17 protein-coding genes and 1 pseudogene are annotated in these 16,625 nt (G+C 63.3%); 6 read left to right on the plus strand and 12 right to left on the minus strand.

What is annotated here, in order from left to right:
- From nuoK to WBA38_RS07645, 10 genes and pseudogenes are all read right to left on the minus strand, one after another.
- Window positions 1-300, minus strand: coding sequence for an NADH-quinone oxidoreductase subunit NuoK (gene nuoK / locus WBA38_RS07600; protein WP_424293587.1), 300 nt, complete (start codon window positions 298-300; stop codon window positions 1-3).
- Entirely contained in the window at window positions 297-1,121 is an 825-nt protein-coding gene (locus WBA38_RS07605) for an NADH-quinone oxidoreductase subunit J (RefSeq protein ID WP_424293588.1), read from the minus strand. Before WBA38_RS07605 ends, nuoK begins: the two co-directional genes overlap by 4 nt.
- Entirely contained in the window at window positions 1,118-1,795 is a 678-nt protein-coding gene (gene nuoI, locus WBA38_RS07610; protein WP_424293592.1) for an NADH-quinone oxidoreductase subunit NuoI, read from the minus strand. The genes WBA38_RS07605 and nuoI overlap by 4 nt, the downstream gene beginning before the upstream one ends.
- Window positions 1,740-3,086, minus strand: coding sequence for an NADH-quinone oxidoreductase subunit NuoH (gene nuoH, locus WBA38_RS07615; protein WP_424293589.1), 1,347 nt, complete (start codon window positions 3,084-3,086; stop codon window positions 1,740-1,742). Before nuoH ends, nuoI begins: the two co-directional genes overlap by 56 nt.
- Window positions 3,079-5,505 (minus strand): NADH-quinone oxidoreductase subunit G, encoded by a 2,427-nt coding sequence (locus tag WBA38_RS07620; protein ID WP_424322422.1) that lies wholly within the window; start codon window positions 5,503-5,505, stop codon window positions 3,079-3,081. Before WBA38_RS07620 ends, nuoH begins: the two co-directional genes overlap by 8 nt.
- A pseudogene (gene nuoF, locus WBA38_RS07625) lies at window positions 5,502-7,570 on the minus strand (NADH-quinone oxidoreductase subunit NuoF). Before nuoF ends, WBA38_RS07620 begins: the two are co-directional and overlap by 4 nt.
- Window positions 7,567-8,874 (minus strand): NADH dehydrogenase (quinone) subunit D, encoded by a 1,308-nt coding sequence (gene nuoD / locus WBA38_RS07630; protein ID WP_424294434.1) that lies wholly within the window; start codon window positions 8,872-8,874, stop codon window positions 7,567-7,569. Before nuoD ends, nuoF begins: the two are co-directional and overlap by 4 nt.
- Window positions 8,874-9,566, minus strand: coding sequence for an NADH-quinone oxidoreductase subunit C (locus WBA38_RS07635; RefSeq protein WP_424294435.1), 693 nt, complete (start codon window positions 9,564-9,566; stop codon window positions 8,874-8,876). Before WBA38_RS07635 ends, nuoD begins: the two co-directional genes overlap by 1 nt.
- Window positions 9,563-10,117: a NuoB/complex I 20 kDa subunit family protein gene (locus tag WBA38_RS07640; RefSeq protein ID WP_424294436.1), complete on the minus strand. Its 555-nt coding sequence runs from the start codon at window positions 10,115-10,117 to the stop codon at window positions 9,563-9,565. The genes WBA38_RS07635 and WBA38_RS07640 overlap by 4 nt, the downstream gene beginning before the upstream one ends.
- A gap of 106 nt (window positions 10,118-10,223) precedes the next feature.
- Window positions 10,224-10,586, minus strand: coding sequence for an NADH-quinone oxidoreductase subunit A (locus WBA38_RS07645; protein WP_424294437.1), 363 nt, complete (start codon window positions 10,584-10,586; stop codon window positions 10,224-10,226).
- Between the two features lie 223 nt (window positions 10,587-10,809).
- Here WBA38_RS07645 and WBA38_RS07650 point away from each other — a divergent pair, with 223 nt between their 5' ends.
- Window positions 10,810-12,000 (plus strand): acyl-CoA dehydrogenase family protein, encoded by a 1,191-nt coding sequence (locus WBA38_RS07650; protein ID WP_424294438.1) that lies wholly within the window; start codon window positions 10,810-10,812, stop codon window positions 11,998-12,000.
- Window positions 12,001-12,117: 117 nt separating this feature from the next.
- Here WBA38_RS07650 and WBA38_RS07655 read toward each other — a convergent pair whose 3' ends face one another.
- Entirely contained in the window at window positions 12,118-12,528 is a 411-nt protein-coding gene (locus WBA38_RS07655) for a hypothetical protein (RefSeq protein ID WP_424294439.1), read from the minus strand.
- Window positions 12,529-12,549: 21 nt separating this feature from the next.
- Entirely contained in the window at window positions 12,550-13,446 is an 897-nt protein-coding gene (locus WBA38_RS07660; RefSeq protein ID WP_424322423.1) for a PfkB family carbohydrate kinase, read from the minus strand.
- A gap of 139 nt (window positions 13,447-13,585) precedes the next feature.
- On the opposite strand from WBA38_RS07660, the gene WBA38_RS07665 reads away from it, so the two are divergent.
- The 5 genes from WBA38_RS07665 to WBA38_RS07685 are packed head-to-tail and all read left to right on the plus strand — an operon-like array spanning window position 13,586 to window position 16,617.
- A complete protein-coding gene (locus WBA38_RS07665) occupies window positions 13,586-14,110 on the plus strand; it encodes a methylated-DNA--[protein]-cysteine S-methyltransferase (protein WP_424294441.1) in 525 nt (174 codons plus the stop codon).
- A 2-nt stretch (window positions 14,111-14,112) separates the two neighbouring features.
- On the plus strand, window positions 14,113-14,595 hold the full coding sequence (locus WBA38_RS07670; protein ID WP_424322424.1) for an RNA polymerase sigma factor: 483 nt from the start codon (window positions 14,113-14,115) through the stop codon (window positions 14,593-14,595).
- Window positions 14,592-15,182: a methylated-DNA--[protein]-cysteine S-methyltransferase gene (locus WBA38_RS07675; protein WP_424322425.1), complete on the plus strand. Its 591-nt coding sequence runs from the start codon at window positions 14,592-14,594 to the stop codon at window positions 15,180-15,182. The genes WBA38_RS07670 and WBA38_RS07675 overlap by 4 nt, the downstream gene beginning before the upstream one ends.
- Complete coding sequence (locus WBA38_RS07680) at window positions 15,179-15,781, plus strand: DNA-3-methyladenine glycosylase I (RefSeq protein WP_424322426.1); 603 nt, start codon at window positions 15,179-15,181, stop codon at window positions 15,779-15,781. Before WBA38_RS07675 ends, WBA38_RS07680 begins: the two co-directional genes overlap by 4 nt.
- A gap of 11 nt (window positions 15,782-15,792) precedes the next feature.
- Window positions 15,793-16,617 carry a DNA-3-methyladenine glycosylase family protein gene (locus WBA38_RS07685; protein WP_424294445.1) on the plus strand — a complete coding sequence of 275 codons (825 nt, stop codon included), beginning with the start codon at window positions 15,793-15,795 and terminating at the stop codon, window positions 16,615-16,617.
- Window positions 16,618-16,625: the final 8 nt, after the last annotated feature.

A 16,625-nucleotide genomic window follows, 5' to 3' on the forward strand; every position in this document is an offset into this window, starting at 1 on the left:
TCACCGCCTCAACAGGTTCTCGTCGTCGACCGAGGCGGAACGACGGGTACGGAAAATCATCATGATGATCGCGAGACCAACGACCACTTCGGCGGCGGCGACCACCATGGTGAAGAAGGCGATCACCTGCCCGTCGAGACTGCCGTGCATCCGCGCGAACGTGACGAACGACAGGTTCGCGGCGTTGAGCATCAACTCGATGCTCATGAAAACGACGATGGCGTTGCGCCTCAGGAGCACCCCCGACGCGCCGATCGCGAATAGGGCGGCCGCCAGGTAGAGGTAATTTTCCGGATTCATCGACCGTCCTCTACCTCGGGTTCGCCCGGTATTTCAGGTTTGCTCACCGTAGTGATCTCGTGCCCGTTGGCGGCGAGATCGCGGGCTTTGATCATCGCGTTGACAGACAGCTTGGACGGGCTTCCGTCGGGTTCGCGGGCGGGCACGTCGACGGCGTTGTGCCGGGCGTACACACCGGGAGGCGGCAGCGGCGTCACATGGCCCCCCGATGCGAAGCGCTCAATGGATTGCTCTCGCTGCCCCAAAATTCGACCGACCCGCTGGCGGTGCGCCAACACCATGGCGCCGAGAGTTGCGGCAATCAACAGGGCCCCCGTTAATTCGAAGGCCCACAGATAGCGCCCAAAAATGAGGACGGCGAGTTCGCGGATATTCTCATTGCCGCCACCGGGCGCGGTCCCAAAGCTGTAATCGGGTGCACCGACGAACGCGGCCAGCGAGGCACTGCCGATGCCTGCGATTAGCAGGATTGCAAAACCCACACCCAATCCGACGGCGATGAAGCGCTGCCCGCGGATAGTTTCGACGAGTGACTCGGAGGAGTCGACGCCGATCAGCATCAACACGAACAGGAACAGCATCATCACCGCGCCCGTATAGACGACGACTTGGACGACGCCTAAGAACAGGGCACCCTGCATCACGTAGAACACGGCCAGGATGATCATCGTCATTGCGAGAAAGACCGCCGAATAGACGGCCTTCGCGCTGAGGATGACGCCGAGCGCCCCGATGATGACGATCACGCCGAGCACCCAGAAGGTGACCGCTTCGGTGTTCGAGGTGCGCGTCAGCTCTTGCGCCAAGGAGGCCGCCGTCATTGCCGCTCCCGAACACTTGGGTCAGTAGGGCCCGGACTGCCAGGTGTCGGCTTCACGCCGTCTTTGAGCCCATCGGGTCCAATGTCCCCGCGATAGTAGTTTTCGGGACGGGACCCGGGGGCCATGTCGTGCGGTGCCGGAGTCATCCACGGTTCCATCGGTGCGAGGAGTTGGTCTTTTTCGTAAATCATCCCGACCCGGGAGTCGCCAGCCATCTCGTAGTCATTGGTCATCGTGAGTGCGCGGGTGGGGCAGGCCTCGATACACAGGCCGCAGCCGATGCACCGCAAGTAGTTGATCTGGTAGACGCGGCCATACCGTTCACCGGGCGAGAATCGTTCGTCCTCGGTGTTGTCGGCCCCTTCCACGTAGATCGCATCGGCAGGGCACGCCCACGCACAAAGTTCGCAGCCGATGCACTTCTCCAACCCGTCGTCGTACCGGTTGAGTTGATGTCTGCCGTGGTAGCGACGGGAAGTCGGCTCCTTGTGCTCGGGGTATTCCTCGGTGATGGTTTTGCCGAACATGCCGCTAAACGTGACGCCGAAGCCAGCGAGCGCATCGGGGATCTTGAATCGCGAGGCGGGCGGCAGCTTCGAACCGGTGGGCTTGGATAGCTCAGACATTGGGTGCCTCCGGTGCAGACGTGGTGCCGGTCGGATTGCGCGCGCCAGAAAGCTGCGGGCCCGCGAGCTGCGGGGTGGGCAGTACCTGGCCTGGGAGCGGCGGTACCGGGAACCCGCCAGCCATCGGATCAAACGGCGAGCCAGGTGGCGGCAGTTCGGGCTTCACCGAGGCCGGGCCGCCGACGATTTCTCGGCGGATCGCGTACAGCAGTGCGGCGGTGACAACGATGCCCGCGGCCGCCACGATCAGACTCGACGTCCATTCCGATGCGCCACTGGTGGCTTGGTGAATCACCGCGACCACCATTACCCATCCGAGCGCGAACGGGATCAGGACTTTCCAGCCAAACGCCATGAATTGGTCGTACCGCAGGCGCGGGAGCGTGGTCCGAAGCCAGAAGAAGACGAACATAAAGATCCACATTTTGATGACGAACCACAGCATCGGCCACCAGCCAGAGTTGGCGCCGTCCCAGATGGAGATGGGCCATGGCGCTTGCCAGCCGCCAAGGAAGAGCGTGGTCGCCAGTGCAGATACGGTTGCCATATTGACGTACTCGGCGAGCATGAACATCGCGAACTTCAGCGATGAGTACTCGGTGTGGAAGCCGCCCACGAGTTCGCCTTCGGCTTCAGGAAGATCGAATGGGGCGCGGTTGGTTTCACCAACCATGGAGATCGCGTAAATAACGAACGACGGCAGCAGCAGCAGAATGTACCAGTGGTGCACCTGGCTCGACACAATCTCCGATGTGGACATCGTCGTCGACAGAATGAAGACGGCCGCGAACGTCAGCCCCATCGCGATCTCATAGGAAATCACCTGGGCCGTCGACCGGAGGGCTCCGAGCAGCGGGTACGTCGATCCCGACGACCAGCCAGCAAGGACGATGCCGTAGACACCGATCGACGCCATGGCCAGCACATACAGCACGCCGATCGGGAGGTCGGTGAGTTGCAGCGGGGTGCGGTGTCCGAAGATGGAGACCTCCGGGCCCATCGGGATCACAGCGAAGGCCATGAACGCCGGGACCACCGAGATCACCGGTGCCAGCAGGTAGAGGGCCTTGTCGACGCCAAACGGGGTCAATCCCTCCTTGAGAGCAAGTTTGACACCGTCGGCGAGAGACTGCAGCGCACCGTGCCAGCCGACACGGTTTGGGCCGATCCGGTACTGCATCCGCGCCATGATCTTGCGTTCGGCGAGGATCGCGACGAGGACGGTCAGAACGAGGAACGCGAAGATGCCGACGGACTTAAGGAGCATCAACCACCAGGCGTCGTACCCGAAATTGGCGAGGTCGGGGAACACCGTTTGGGCGACGGGAATCTCACTCATGCTGGTCCTTCGCGATCGTGACAACCTGCCCCGGCTCGGCTTCGAGCATCGGATACACGCGGGAACCCGGCGAATTCATGGGCAGCCAGACCACGCGGTCGGGCATCTCGGTGATGGTGAGCGGCAGAGCCACGGTGCCGTGATCTGTGGAGACGCAGACCCGCTCGCCGTCGGCGACACCAATTTCGGTGGCTGTCGAAGCCGAAAGTCGGGCGGTCGCGCGGTGCGCGGTCCCCGCGAGGTGCGGTTCGCCGTCTTGCATGCCGCCAAAGTCCAGGAGCATCCGCCACGACGCCAGCACGGCTTCACCGGCTGCGGGCTCGGGCAACGGTGCCCCTTCGACGGGCGGCGCAAGGTGTCGTTCGCCCGCCCAACTGCCGAGCTGACCGAACTCGCGGTGGATGCTTGCCACATCATTGCAGCCGAGGTCGACGCCCAGTTCAGCGGCCAAATTGTGCAAGACCCGATGGTCGGATACGCGCAGCGTGCCACCGTCCGATTCAGCGGGCGGCAATGCGACGTCGAAGGCCCGTGGACGGCCCTCCCAATTGACGAACGTACCCGCTTTCTCCGCGACCGCAGCCACGGGAAAGACGACGTCGGCGAGGGCTGTCGCTGCACTGTGTCGCATTTCGAGGCTGACTACGAAGTCGGCGTTCGCCAGCGCAGTTTCTGCGGCGGAGGGATTGGGAAGGTCGTCAAGCTCAACACCGCCGACGACCACCGCGGAAAGTTCGCCGCGGGTGAGCGCTTCGACGATCTCGGCGGTGTTGCGTCCCGGTGTTGCCGGTGGTCGCACACCCCAGATCGCGGCGACATCTCGGCGAGCGCGCTCGGACTCCAACGGTCGACCCGCGGGAAGCAAGTTGGGAGCGGCCCCAACATCGAGTGCACCGCGTTCACCAGCGCGTCGCGGAATCCAAGCGATTCGCGCACTCGTCGCCGCGGCCACCTCGGCCGCGGCGACAAGTGCACCGGCGCACCCCGCAAGACGTTCTCCACAGAGGAGAACAGCGCCGGGCTCGGCGAGCAGTGCGCGCAAGCGAGGGTCGCGCAGCACCGCGGCCTCGCTTCCCGGCACGCACTGCATGAGAGTTCCGCCGGCCTTGGTGACTCCCGGCGATGCCCACGAGGCGATGGAGTAAATCTGCTGCCCATGCTTGCGGTGGGCTTTCCGCAGGCGCAGGAACAGCATCGGGCATTCTTCTTCGGACTCCAGACCAGCCAGGACCACCACCGGTGCCTGCTCGAGTTCGGCATACGTGAGGCCGATCCCGGTGCCCGCGATGTGCGCGGCGAGGAAGTCTTCTTCTTCAACCGAATGGGTCCGCGCACGGAAGTCGACGTCGTTGCTGGCGAGCACCGCTCGCGCGAACTTGCCGTAGGCGTAGGCGTCTTCGACGGTCGAGCGCCCGCCGACCAGCACTCCGGTGCGACTTCCCGCAGCGCGCAAGCCCTCCGCTGCGAGCGCCATCGCGTACGACCACGGTGCCTCGTGGAGTTCGCCGTCGTCGCCGCGAACCAGCGGGGTGGTGATGCGGTCGGGCCGGGTGGCGTAGGTGAACGCCCACCGACCCTTGTCGCAGTTCCATTCTTCGTTGACTTCCGGATCGTCACCGGCCATGCGCCGCATGACTTTTCCTCGTCGATGGTCGGTGCGTTGCGCGCAGCCTGCCGAACAGTGCTCACACACACTGGGCGAGGAAATGAGATCGAACGGGCGCGACCGGAAACGGTACGCGGTGCCCGTCAGTGCGCCGACTGGGCAGATCTGCACGGTGTTGCCCGAAAAATACGACTCGAATGGTTCGTCCTCGTAGGCGCTGACCTGCTGCAGTGCGCCGCGCTCGGCCATCTCGATGAGGGGATCACCCGCGATCTCGGTCGAGAAGCGGGTGCACCGCGCGCACAGGACACACCGTTCGCGGTCCAGCAGGACCCCGGTCGAGAGGGGAACCGGCTTGGTGAACGTACGTTTGACGCCGCCGTAGCGCGACTGCGGACGGCCCGTCGACATCGACTGATTCTGCAGTGGGCACTCGCCACCCTTATCGCAAGTGGGGCAGTCGAGCGGGTGGTTGATGAGGAGCAATTCCATGATCCCCTCCTGCGCGCGCTTGGCGACTTCGGAGGAGTGCTGGGTGCGGACCACCATGCCGTCACTGACGGTGATGGTGCACGACGCCATGGGTTTGCGTTGACCTTCGATGTCGACCAGACACTGCCGGCAGGCACCAACTGGCGCGAGAAGCGGGTGGTCGCAGAAACGGGGGATTTCCACGCCGATCAACTCGGCGGCTCGAATCAGCAGCGTGCCCTTGGGAACGGTCACCTCGGTGTCGTCAATCGACAGTGTCACCATGTTGTCGGGTACCGCTTCGGTCGGGCTGGACTCGGTATTTTTGCCGGGGGCGGTCATGGCGTGACTCCTTCGGGGGAATCAAAGACGGTGCTCTTATCCGGATCAAACGGGCAGCCGCCGGGATGGCCGTCGTGGGGGAAGTGCGCCAGGTATTCGTCGCGGAAGTGCTCGAGAGAACTCATGATCGGGGCACCTGCCGCGTCACCGAGTGCGCAGAAGGCCTTCCCGACGATGCTGTCGGTGATCTCGGTCAGTGTGGTGAGGTCCGCTTCCGTGGCGTCACCGGACTCCAGCCGCCGCATCATCTGGACGAGCCAGTAGGTGCCTTCGCGGCACGGGGTGCACTTGCCGCACGATTCGTGTGCGTAAAATTCGCTCCACCGCAAGACTGCCCTGACCACGCAAACGGTCTCGTCGAAGATTTGCAGGGCTTTGGTGCCGAGCATGGAACCGGCGGCACCGACCCCCTCGTAGTCGAGCGGAACGTCGAGGTGCTCCGGCGTGAACATCGGCGTCGACGATCCGCCCGGTGTCCAGAACTTGAGCTGGTGACCTTCGCGGATCCCGCCTGCCCGATCAAGCAGCTCACGCAGGGTGATCCCGAGTGGAGCCTCGTACTGTCCGGGGTTCTTGACGTGCCCGGACAACGAATACATGGTGAATCCGGGGGACTTCTCGGTCCCGAACTCGCGGAACCAGTCGGGTCCGTTGCGGAGAATCGAGGGGACGCTGGCGATCGATTCGACGTTGTTAACGACGGTCGGGCTCGCATATAGCCCAGCGACGGCCGGGAATGGCGGCCGCAGACGCGGCTGACCGCGTTTACCTTCCAACGAATCCAGAAGCGCGGTTTCCTCACCGCAAATGTAGGCCCCGGCCCCGGCGTGCACCACAAGGTCCATGCCGAATCCGGAGCCGAAGATGTCGGACCCAATCAATCCGGCCTCGTAGGCTTCGGCGACGGCGGCGCGCAACCGCCGAACGACGCCAGCGACTTCGCCGCGGATATAGATAAAGGCGTGCTGGGCGCGGATCGCGTAGGCCGCGATGATGGCACCCTCAATCAGGGTGTGGGGCGATGCCAGCATCAGCGGCATGTCCTTGCAGGTCCCGGGCTCGGATTCGTCCGCATTCACCACGAGGTAATGCGGCGTATCAGCTCCGCCGGGCTTGTCGCCCTGCGGAATGAATGACCACTTGGTGCCCACGGGGAAACCCGCACCGCCTCGACCGCGAAGTCCGGAAGCCTTCACCTGATCAATCACTTCGTCCGGGGGGAGGCGCAGCGCGGCTTTCAGGCCCTGGTACCCGTTCTGGCGCAGGTAGCTTCGGAGCGTCCACGATTCCGGCTCGGACCAGTATCGACTTAGTTGGGGCACCTCGGCGGGCTCAGGGGTAGACGACGGCAAGCTGACGGCAATCATGGCTGCGCCTCCTCGCCGGAATTGGCAATCTCGGGCAACCCGGCCAGCAGTCGAGCCGCCTGCCGAAACGTACACAGCGTTTCGGGTCCACGGCTGGGGGTGCGCGGCACTCCGGCACGCAGGTCGTCGACTAACTGTTTCACCGATTCGGGTGTCTGGTTGTCGAAGAACTCCCAATTGACCATCACGACGGGTGCAAAGTCGCAGGCGGCATTGCATTCGACGCGCTCAACGGTGACGCGCCCGTCGGAGGTGGAATCGCCAGGATTGATCCCGAGACTGTCGGTCAGTTCGGACAGGATGGCATCGCCGCCCATTACTGCGCACAGGGTGTTGGTGCAGACTCCGATCAGGTACTCGCCGGTCGGTTCGCGCCGATACATCGAGTAGAAGGTCGCCACGCCCGCGACCGTCGCGGCCGTCAATTGCAATTGATCGGCGCAGAACATGATGCCTGCACGCGTGAGGTAGCCGTCATGGCTTTGCACGAGGTGCAGCAGTGGCAGTAACGCCGACTCCGACTGCGGGTAGCGGCTGATGATGGTGGACGCCTCGACAGCTAACGCTGCCGTCTCCTCGTCGGAATAGGCGGCCGGGCCGTCGAATCCAATGGGCGGATGCGCCATGCCGGTCGAGAACGGCATCACCGACGATGTGGGCGGACCCGTCGAAATCTCCACAAAGACCGGTTCGCTCATCGGTCCACACCTCCCATCACGGGGTCGATACTCGCCACTGCGGTAATGACATCGGCGACCAGACCGCCCTCGCACATCGCCGCGACAGCCTGCAGATTGGTGAATGACGGATCGCGGAAGTGAACGCGGTAGGGGCGGGTACCACCGTCGGAAACCATGTGGACACCGAGTTCGCCTCGCGGTGACTCGATGGCGACATAGCACTGCCCGGCGGGGACGCGCATCCCCTCGGTCACCAATTTGAAGTGGTGAATTAACGACTCCATCGACATGCCCATGATTTCGGCGATGTGTTCGGGAGAGTTGCCCATTCCATCCGGACCGACAGCCAGGTCGGCTGGCCAGGCGAGTTTGCGGTCGGCAATCATGACCGGCCCCGGTTCGAGGGCGTCCAGGCATTGCCGTGCGATCCGTACCGATTGCTTCATTTCTTCGATGCGGATCAGGTAGCGGCCGTATGAGTCACACGCGGTGTCGGTGATGACGTCGAAGTCGTAGTTCTCGTAGCCGCAATAGGGCTCGGACTTGCGGAGGTCGTAGGGCAATCCGGTTGACCGCAGGACTGGCCCGGTAATGCCGAGGGCCATGCAGCCGGTCAGGTCCAAATATCCGACGCCCTGGGTGCGGGCCTTCCAGATGTAATTTTCCGTAAGCAGGGCCTCGACGTCGCCGATCTGGCCGGGGAGGCCGTCGAGCACGGCGGCGATTTTGGCTTCGGCGCCTTCGGGGAGGTCTTGCGCGATGCCGCCGGGCCGGACAAACGCATGGTTCATGCGGAGTCCGGAAATGTCTTCGAACAGGTCAAGGATGGTTTCACGGGCTCCGAAACCCAAGAACATCGGCGTCACCGCGCCGAGTTCCATTCCGCCGGTCGCGAGCGCCACCAGGTGCGAAGCGATCCGGTTCAGTTCCATCAGCAACACGCGAATCACGGTGGCGCGCGGCGGGATGTCGTCGGTCACACCGAGAAGTTTCTCGACTGCCAAACAGTAGGCGGTCTCGTTGAAGAAGGGGGACAGGTAGTCCATTCGCGTCACGTAGGAGACGCCTTGCGTCCACGTCCGGTATTCGAGGTTCTTCTCGATCCCGGTGTGCAGATAGCCGATACCGCAGCGAGCCTCGGTGACAGTCTCACCCTCCAACTCGAGGATGAGACGCAACACCCCGTGCGTCGACGGATGCTGTGGACCCATATTGACGACGATCCGCTCATCGTTGGGGCCGGCCGAAGCGCGTTCGTGGACTGCTGCGACGACATCTTCCCAGTCGCGGCCGGCGACACTGAAGGTGGACCGGGGAGCCATTAGTTGTACCGCCTTCGTTGATCGGGCGGCGCTATGGTCGCGCCCTTGTACTCGATCGGGATGCCGCCTAGCGGGTAGTCCTTGCGCTGGGGATGTCCTTCCCAGTCGTCTGGCATTTCGATTCGGGTCAACGACGGGTGTCCGTCGAAGATGATGCCGAAGAAGTCGTAGGCTTCGCGCTCGTGCCAATCGTTTGTCGGATACACCGGCAGCAGAGTGCTCACGTGGGGATTGGAATCGGGGATTGCCACTTCCAGTCGGATTCGGCGGTTGTGGGTGATGGACCGCAGCGGGTAAACCGCATGCAGTTCGCGGCCGGTCTCGTCCGGGTAGTGCACGCCGCTGACGCCGAGGCACAGTTCAAATCGCAGTAGCGGTTCGTCCCGCAGAGCCGAGGCGACGGGCAGCAGGTGCGTGCCAGTCACGAAGACGGTGAGGTCGCCGCGGTCGACGATGTACTTCTCGATGGCGTCGTCGACGACGATGCCACGACGTCCCAACGCTGCCTCTAGCTCGTCGACGACCTCATCGAAGTAGCCGCCGAACGGCCGAGAGGTATTGCCGGGCAGCGTGATTGGAGCCACCATGCGGCCGTAGCCGGACGTGTCACCTGGTCCTTCGGCGCCAAAGAGGCCGTGGCGAGTGCCGATAACTTCGTGGCCGCTTCCCGGCCGGATAACTTCGCCCGTCATCGGAGAAGACCCTTGAGCTCGATCTTGGCCGGTGCCGACAAGGCGGCCGCCTCGACCCGACGGATTGTCTCTTCCCGATGCACTCCGAGTGGGGTTTCCTGAATCTGTTCGTGCAATTTCAGAATGGCGTGCAGCAGCATTTCCGGGCGTGGCGGACACCCGGGCAAGTAGATATCGACTGGAACGACATGATCGACACCCTGCACGATCGCGTAGTTGTTGAACATGCCACCCGAGGAGGCGCACACGCCCATCGCTAGGACCCACTTTGGCTCGGCCATCTGGTCGTAGATTTGCCGAAGCACCGGCGCCATCTTTTGGCTTACGCGACCGGCGACGATCATGAGGTCAGCTTGGCGAGGAGACGCGCGGAAGGCTTCCATGCCAAAGCGGGCGAGGTCGTAGCGGCCAGCGGTGGTCGCCATCATTTCGATTGCGCAGCAGGCCAATCCGAAGGTCGCGGGCCAGAGCGAGCCTTTTCGCATATAGCCTGCGAGGCCTTCAACGGTGCTCAGTAGAAAACCACCAGGTACCTGTTCTTCGAGTCCCATGATGCTTCTCCTTCTCCTCGTGCGCTGCCGCGCCTGCGACATCCCACTGGCGCGGGGATGGGTGCGCGGTCGGTATTCGTTTAGCGGCTGTGGTGTTTGGGCCAGGTCAGTCCCAGCGCAGTCCTCCGCGTCGCCACTCATAGGCGTAGGCAACGGAAACGTTGATGAGGAACAGCGCGACCGCGATCAGTCCGAACCAGCCGAGGCTGTCGGACGCGACTGCCCACGGATAAAGGAAGACGATCTCGATGTCGAAGATGATGAACAGCATGGCGGTCAGGTAGTACTTCACTGGGAAGCGCTGGACCAGGCCCGCTGTTGGGGGAAGCGGTTCGATGCCGCATTCGTAGGCTTCGAGTTTTGAGCGGTTGTAGCGGCGGGGGCCGATGACGGAGGCGATTACCACCGAAACCACTCCGAAGGCCAGTGCGATGCCGCCGAGAACCAAGATCGGTCCGTACGCATTCATGCCCGCACGCCTCCACTTTCACTACGCGCGGTGAGTGGCTACTCACCAAGACGATTAACTGTGACTCACTGCACACCCTACTCACGTAATTGCGTGCGCTGTGGGACTTCTCGGCGAATTTGTCCTTCCGTGAAGGTGGCTGCCGCGCGGTGACTTTCGGGATATAACGACAAGGGTTACGCGGTCGCCGCATCGGCTGGCCGCCCTTCGATAGGAGTCCGCCTTGACGCGTCTTGCACAGACCCCGGGCCTCACCGAGTTTCAGACTGATGTGCTTGCTGCAGTGCGAAGCTTCGTCGACAAAGAGGTGATTCCGAATGCCCAAGAACTGGAACATTCGGACACGTACCCGCAGGAAATTGTCGACCACATGGCGAACATGGGCCTGTTCGGACTCATGATTCCGACCGAGTACGGCGGCCTGGGCGAATCACTGTTGACCTATGCGCTGTGCGTTGAGGAATTGGCCCGCGGATGGATGAGCGTGTCGGGTGTCATCAACACGCACTTCATCGTCGCCTACATGATCGGCCAGCATGGAACGCAGGAGCAGAAGGATCGTTTCCTGCCTCGGATGGCTACGGGCGAAGTACGCGGAGCGTTCTCGATGTCCGAGCCAGCGTTGGGTTCAGACGTTGCCGCGATTAGCACGCGCGCCACGCGCGATGGCAGTGACTACGTCATCAACGGGCAAAAAATGTGGCTCACCAACGGCGCGTCCTCGACGCTGGTTGCCGCCCTCGTCAAGACCGAGGAAGGGGCTGAGAAGCCGCACAAGAATCTCACCACCTTCTTGATCGAGAAGCCCGCCGGATTTGGCGAGGTCGTCCCCGGGATTACGATCCCCGGGAAAATTGAGAAAATGGGTTACAAGGGTATCGACACCACCGAACTCATCTTCGACCGTTATCGGGCCCCAGCGTCGGACATTCTCGGGGGAACCCCCGGTCAGGGCTTCGGCCACATGATGGATGGCGTCGAGGTGGGGCGTGTCAACGTCTCGGCACGGGCCTGCGGCGTGGCCTTGCGGAGTTTTGAATTGGCGGCTCGCTACGCGCAGCAGCGGGAGACATTCGGCAAGCCGATCGTGGAACATCAGGCCATCGCTTTCAAACTTGCCGAGATGGCGACCAAGGTTGAGGCCGCTCACCTCATGATGGTTAACGCCGCCCGCCTCAAAGACTCTGGCGACCGCAACGATGTAGCTGCCGGGATGGCCAAATACTTGGCGAGCGAATACTGCTCGGAGGTCACGCAGGAGGCCTTCCGGATTCACGGTGGCTACGGCTACTCGAAGGAGTATGAGATCGAGCGGCTCATGCGCGAAGCCCCATTCCTACTTATCGGTGAGGGAACCAGCGAGATTCAGAAGACCATTATCAGCAAGGGCGTCCTTCGCAGCTACCGACTTTGACGGCGTCGATTTCCTGACGGCGATGCAGGCCACCGGTGAAGGCGTGCACGCGATCATCGCGAAGAACGTAGGGCGGTGCGGCCAGGGAAAGCACCGAACTCGCCTGGCCGAGGTCGGCTACTGCAGTAAACCCACAACGGTCCGCGGCAATGCGAGCGGATCGATCGGGAGGGTGGCGGTGGCGTCGGCGCGTGACCAGTCAGCGAGCCAGCGGTCATCCTTTCGGGCAATCAGCAGCAGGATGGGCGGGCATGGCTCGTACTCGTCACGAATCTGCTTCGCCAAACCCATACCGCCGGTGGGCGCGGCTTCACCGTCGAGAATGGCCAGGTCAACGGTCCGCTCGTCCAGATGGGAGAGGACCATCGGTGCGGTCGCTACCTCAACAAACTCAAGATCGGGCAGATCGGGATGGAGTTGTTCACCCAACGCTCCCAGAACTTGACGCCGCGTTCCGGGATTGTCGGAGTAGACGAGGACCCGAAGCGTGACACGGTCGTCAGTGGGGGAAGTGTTCGCGCGACTCACGCCTTCGACACTAATGCTGAACTACGACTGCGCGGGGCCGTCTGAGGCGTTTGCCTTCGCGATCGCCGCACGTACGCGACCAGCAGCAGCATCAACGGCGTCGCGAAGCGAGTCGCCGGCGAGCGTTCGGCTGACCAGTCGAGCAGCAAAAGTGTCACCGAGGCCTTTGGCCACGGTCGACAATTCCGGTCCGGTCACCACCTCGCTGTCGCTCCCGGAGACGATGAGATTGCCGATGGTCGCCGGCGCTGTCGCCAACCCGGTGATGACGACCCGGGCACCCGGCGCTGCGGCAGTCCGCAAGGTCTGTGCGCGGTCGATGACGTCAGCGACATCGGCCCCGGCCTGCCGTGCGGCCTCCGCGTCCGGGTGTGCCGAAAGGTGCTCAAGCTCGAAGGTATTCGGTGTGACGATCATGGCCAGTGGAACCAGTGCGTCGCGGACGGCAGGCGCGACGGCCGGGTCGGTGTAGAAGCCCACGTCGGCGTCGCCGAATGTCGGATCCAGTATCAATTGGGGCCGAGTTTCGGCGTCGAGCTCGCGGTACCAGTCGGCGATTGCATGTGCCTGGTCCGGTGCGGCGAGGTACCCGACGGCGATCGCCCGAACGGACCGCAGTGCGCCGGTGGCGGCGAGGTCGTGCAGCGTATCGGTGATCCACTGCGCCGGTACGCCGATGCCGTGCACCGACGGGTAGTGCGGCAGGTTACTCAAGATGACCGTTGGGATCGCGGCACACCGCACCGTCGATTCCGCGTAAACGGGGAGACCGGCATTGAGGCCGACTGAACCGAAGGCCAGCTGTGATCCGAAGACCACGACTTCCGCGGGGCGCACATCAAGTTCCAAGGCATTGGCACCAGCTGTCGACAGGATCGTTTCGCTGGGTGATGTGGGGTGCTCGGCGGAGGCTGGCATCAGGTCTCATTCTGGTAGATATCGTCGGTCGCGTGAGTATGCGCGCCAGCGTCGAGGATAGTCACGAGGTTTTCGATGCGTCGTCTCACGTTCGACGTTCCCGACGCGTCTGCTCTATGAATGGAGATAGGAGGCTGTCATGAAGGGGCTGGAAAAGGCGCGACGGCACGCGGTCGTGCAGACCGCGCTGGGCGAACTCACCATGGTTGCCGACGGACCGGCACTGGTGGGGATCTACTTTCCGAATCACTGGCACCTGCCGCCGGAGTCCGATTACGGAATCGTTGGCGACTCGTCCGACGAGGTTTTTGCCGCCGCGATCATCGAGTTGAACGAATACGCGGCGGGGGAGCGACGTGAGTTCGACGTACCCATTGCCACCTCCGGCGATGACTTTTCCGAACGAGTGTGGGAAATGCTCCGGGAGATTCCGTACGGCCAAACCACCACTTACGGGGCACTCGCCGTTCGCCTGGGGAATCGGCATCTGGCGCAGCGGGTCGGGCAATGCGTCGGTCACAACCCGATCAGCGTGATTATCCCGTGCCACCGCGTCGTGGGTGCGGACGGATCGTTGACAGGTTATGCGGGCGGATTGGGCAACAAGCGTCGCTTGCTGGAGATAGAAGAACCGCCCGAAGTCGCTGAGTCGAGACTGTTCTAAGGATGAATAGACCGTTCGAGCGGGCCGTGGAGCAATACGGGACCACCGTGTTGCGGGTGTGTCGCGCAGTCTTGGGGGCTGGCGCGGACGCGGACGATGCGTGGTCGGAGACCTTCCTATCGGCGTTGAAGGCCTGGCCAGCCTTGGACGAAGGCACCAACATTGAGGCGTGGCTGGTGCATGTCGCCAAGCGCAAAGCCATTGACGTGACACGGGCGCGGGCGCGGCAAGCGATCCCCACCGACGACCTTCCCGAATCCGTGTCGACCGAAGGTATCCCCGGCACCGAAAACCGGGACGTGTGGACCGACGTCGCGGCACTGCCCGAGCGGCAACGACTCGCCATCGGCTACCACTACCTCGGTCGCCTCACGCACGTCGAGACCGCGGAACTTATCGGTGGGACACCCGACGCCGTTCGCCGCGCCGCCGCCGACGGCCTGAAATCGCTACGCAAGACCTACCGGAAGCGTGATGAACCATGACTGATATCGACCTATTTGCCGTCGATTCTGCCGATCTGGCTCGATTGCGGGCGCGCTTGGTTAACGCCGCGGACTCCTTGCAACTCCTTGATCTGGCGTACCGCATCGTCGACACCCCAATTGGCCCACTCCTGCTCGCGGCGACCGATGCCGGTCTGGTGCGCGTCGCCTTTCAGCGTGAAGATTTCGACGCGGTCCTGGAGGATCTCGCAACCACGATAAGCCCCCGAATCCTGTGTGCCCCAACAAGATTGGATGAGATCGCGACGGAGCTCGACGAGTATTTCGCGTCGCGTCGCCGCGTGTTCGACGTCCCCCTGGACCTGCGGCTGTCGTCCGGATTTCGGCAGACCGTGCAGCGATTTCTGCCGCATATCAAGTACGGGCAGACCGCGTCGTACAAGGAGGTTGCGGCCTCGGTCGGCAACCCGAACGCGGTGCGGGCCGTCGGGACTGCCTGCGCAACTAATCCGCTGCCGATCGTCGTCCCCTGTCACCGTGTGTTGCGGGCCGACGGGAGCCTGGGCGGCTACCTCGGCGGTACAGCGGCCAAGGCCGCACTACTGGAATTGGAGCGTGCGGCGTGAGCGATGATTCAGGCCTCGTGGTGGGCGACGACGGACTTGGCCGCCCGGTCTGGGCGAGTGTGGATCCGCTGCTCCGCGACTACTACGACACCGAATGGGGCATGCCGATCCGCGACGAACAAGGCATGTTCGAGCGCTTGAGCCTCGAAGCCTTCCAGTCGGGCTTGTCGTGGGCCACCATCCTCCGCAAACGACCAGCCTTCCGGAAGGCGTTCGCCGACTTCGACCCCGAACGGGTGGCACGGTTCGACGACGGTGATGTTGAACGACTCATGGGCGACGCAGGCATCGTCCGCAATCGGATGAAGGTGAACGCGGCGATCACCAATGCTGCCGCTACCCTGCGCTTGCGGGAGCAGGGTGGGCTCGCCGACTTTATCTGGGGCTTCCAGCCAGACGTGACGCCCGAACCACAGACGCAGGCCGACGTGCCGACGCAGTCGCCGGAATCGGTGGCCTTGGCCAAAGCACTGCGCAAAAAAGGATTCTCGTTCGTCGGGCCGACCACCATGTACGCCTTGATGGAGGCGGTTGGCATCGTCGATACGCATCTGCTCGGGTCTCACCGTCGCGGTACGTCGGGTGTCTGGAACCGGTGACGGTTTTCCGCGTGAACGCGAACGGGCCGTTCGACCATGCTGCCGCGATCGCCGTTCTGGCAGCGCATCGCATTGAGGGGCGCATGCGGGTCGACGTCGAATCGGCTGCCGTCACCCGACTGTTCACCGTCGACGACGCCGTGCATGCGGCCTCCTGCGAACTGGACCCTGGGGGAGTCACGATCTCAACCAACACCGTCGACGACGGCGTGGTCGAAGTGATCGCCGGCGAGGTTGAGCGCTGGTTTGATCTCGCCACCGATCTGGGGCCGATCAACGCGCACCTGGCGACCGATCCCTTGTTCGCGGGGCATGTCGCCGACCATCCGGGTCTGCGGATCACGGGCAGCCCTGAGCCCTTCGAAGCCGTGGTACAAACAGTCCTCGGTCAGCAAGTGACGCTCTCGGCCGGGAGATTGTTCGGTGCCCGCCTCGTCGCGGCGTTCGGAACACCCGCCCCAAACGGACTCCTGACCTTCCCGACACCCCGAACGCTTGCCCGAGTTCCGGTTGACGATCTGCAGTCAACTTTGCGACTCACCGGTGCCCGTGCTCGCACGGTGCACGGAGTGGCCGACTTTTTCGCGGCTCGTCCATCGAGTGCCACATTGCCACCACGATCGGAGCTCGCCGGTCTTTACGGTATCGGCCCGTGGACCCTCGACTACCTGGCGGTGCGTGCTGGCGGCGACCCCGATGCGTTCCCGCATTCGGACGCGGTGCTGCGTCGAATGATGCGAAAAGCGAACCGAGGTGATGACGCGGACGCGCGGTGGCGGCCCTTCCGCAGCTATGCCGCGGCGAGGCTGTGGGCCCTATCTGGAGCCCTCGACTAACCTGGGAC

Source organism: Gordonia sp. (in: high G+C Gram-positive bacteria) (genome assembly GCF_049647785.1).
GTDB lineage: Bacteria > Actinomycetota > Actinomycetes > Mycobacteriales > Mycobacteriaceae > Gordonia.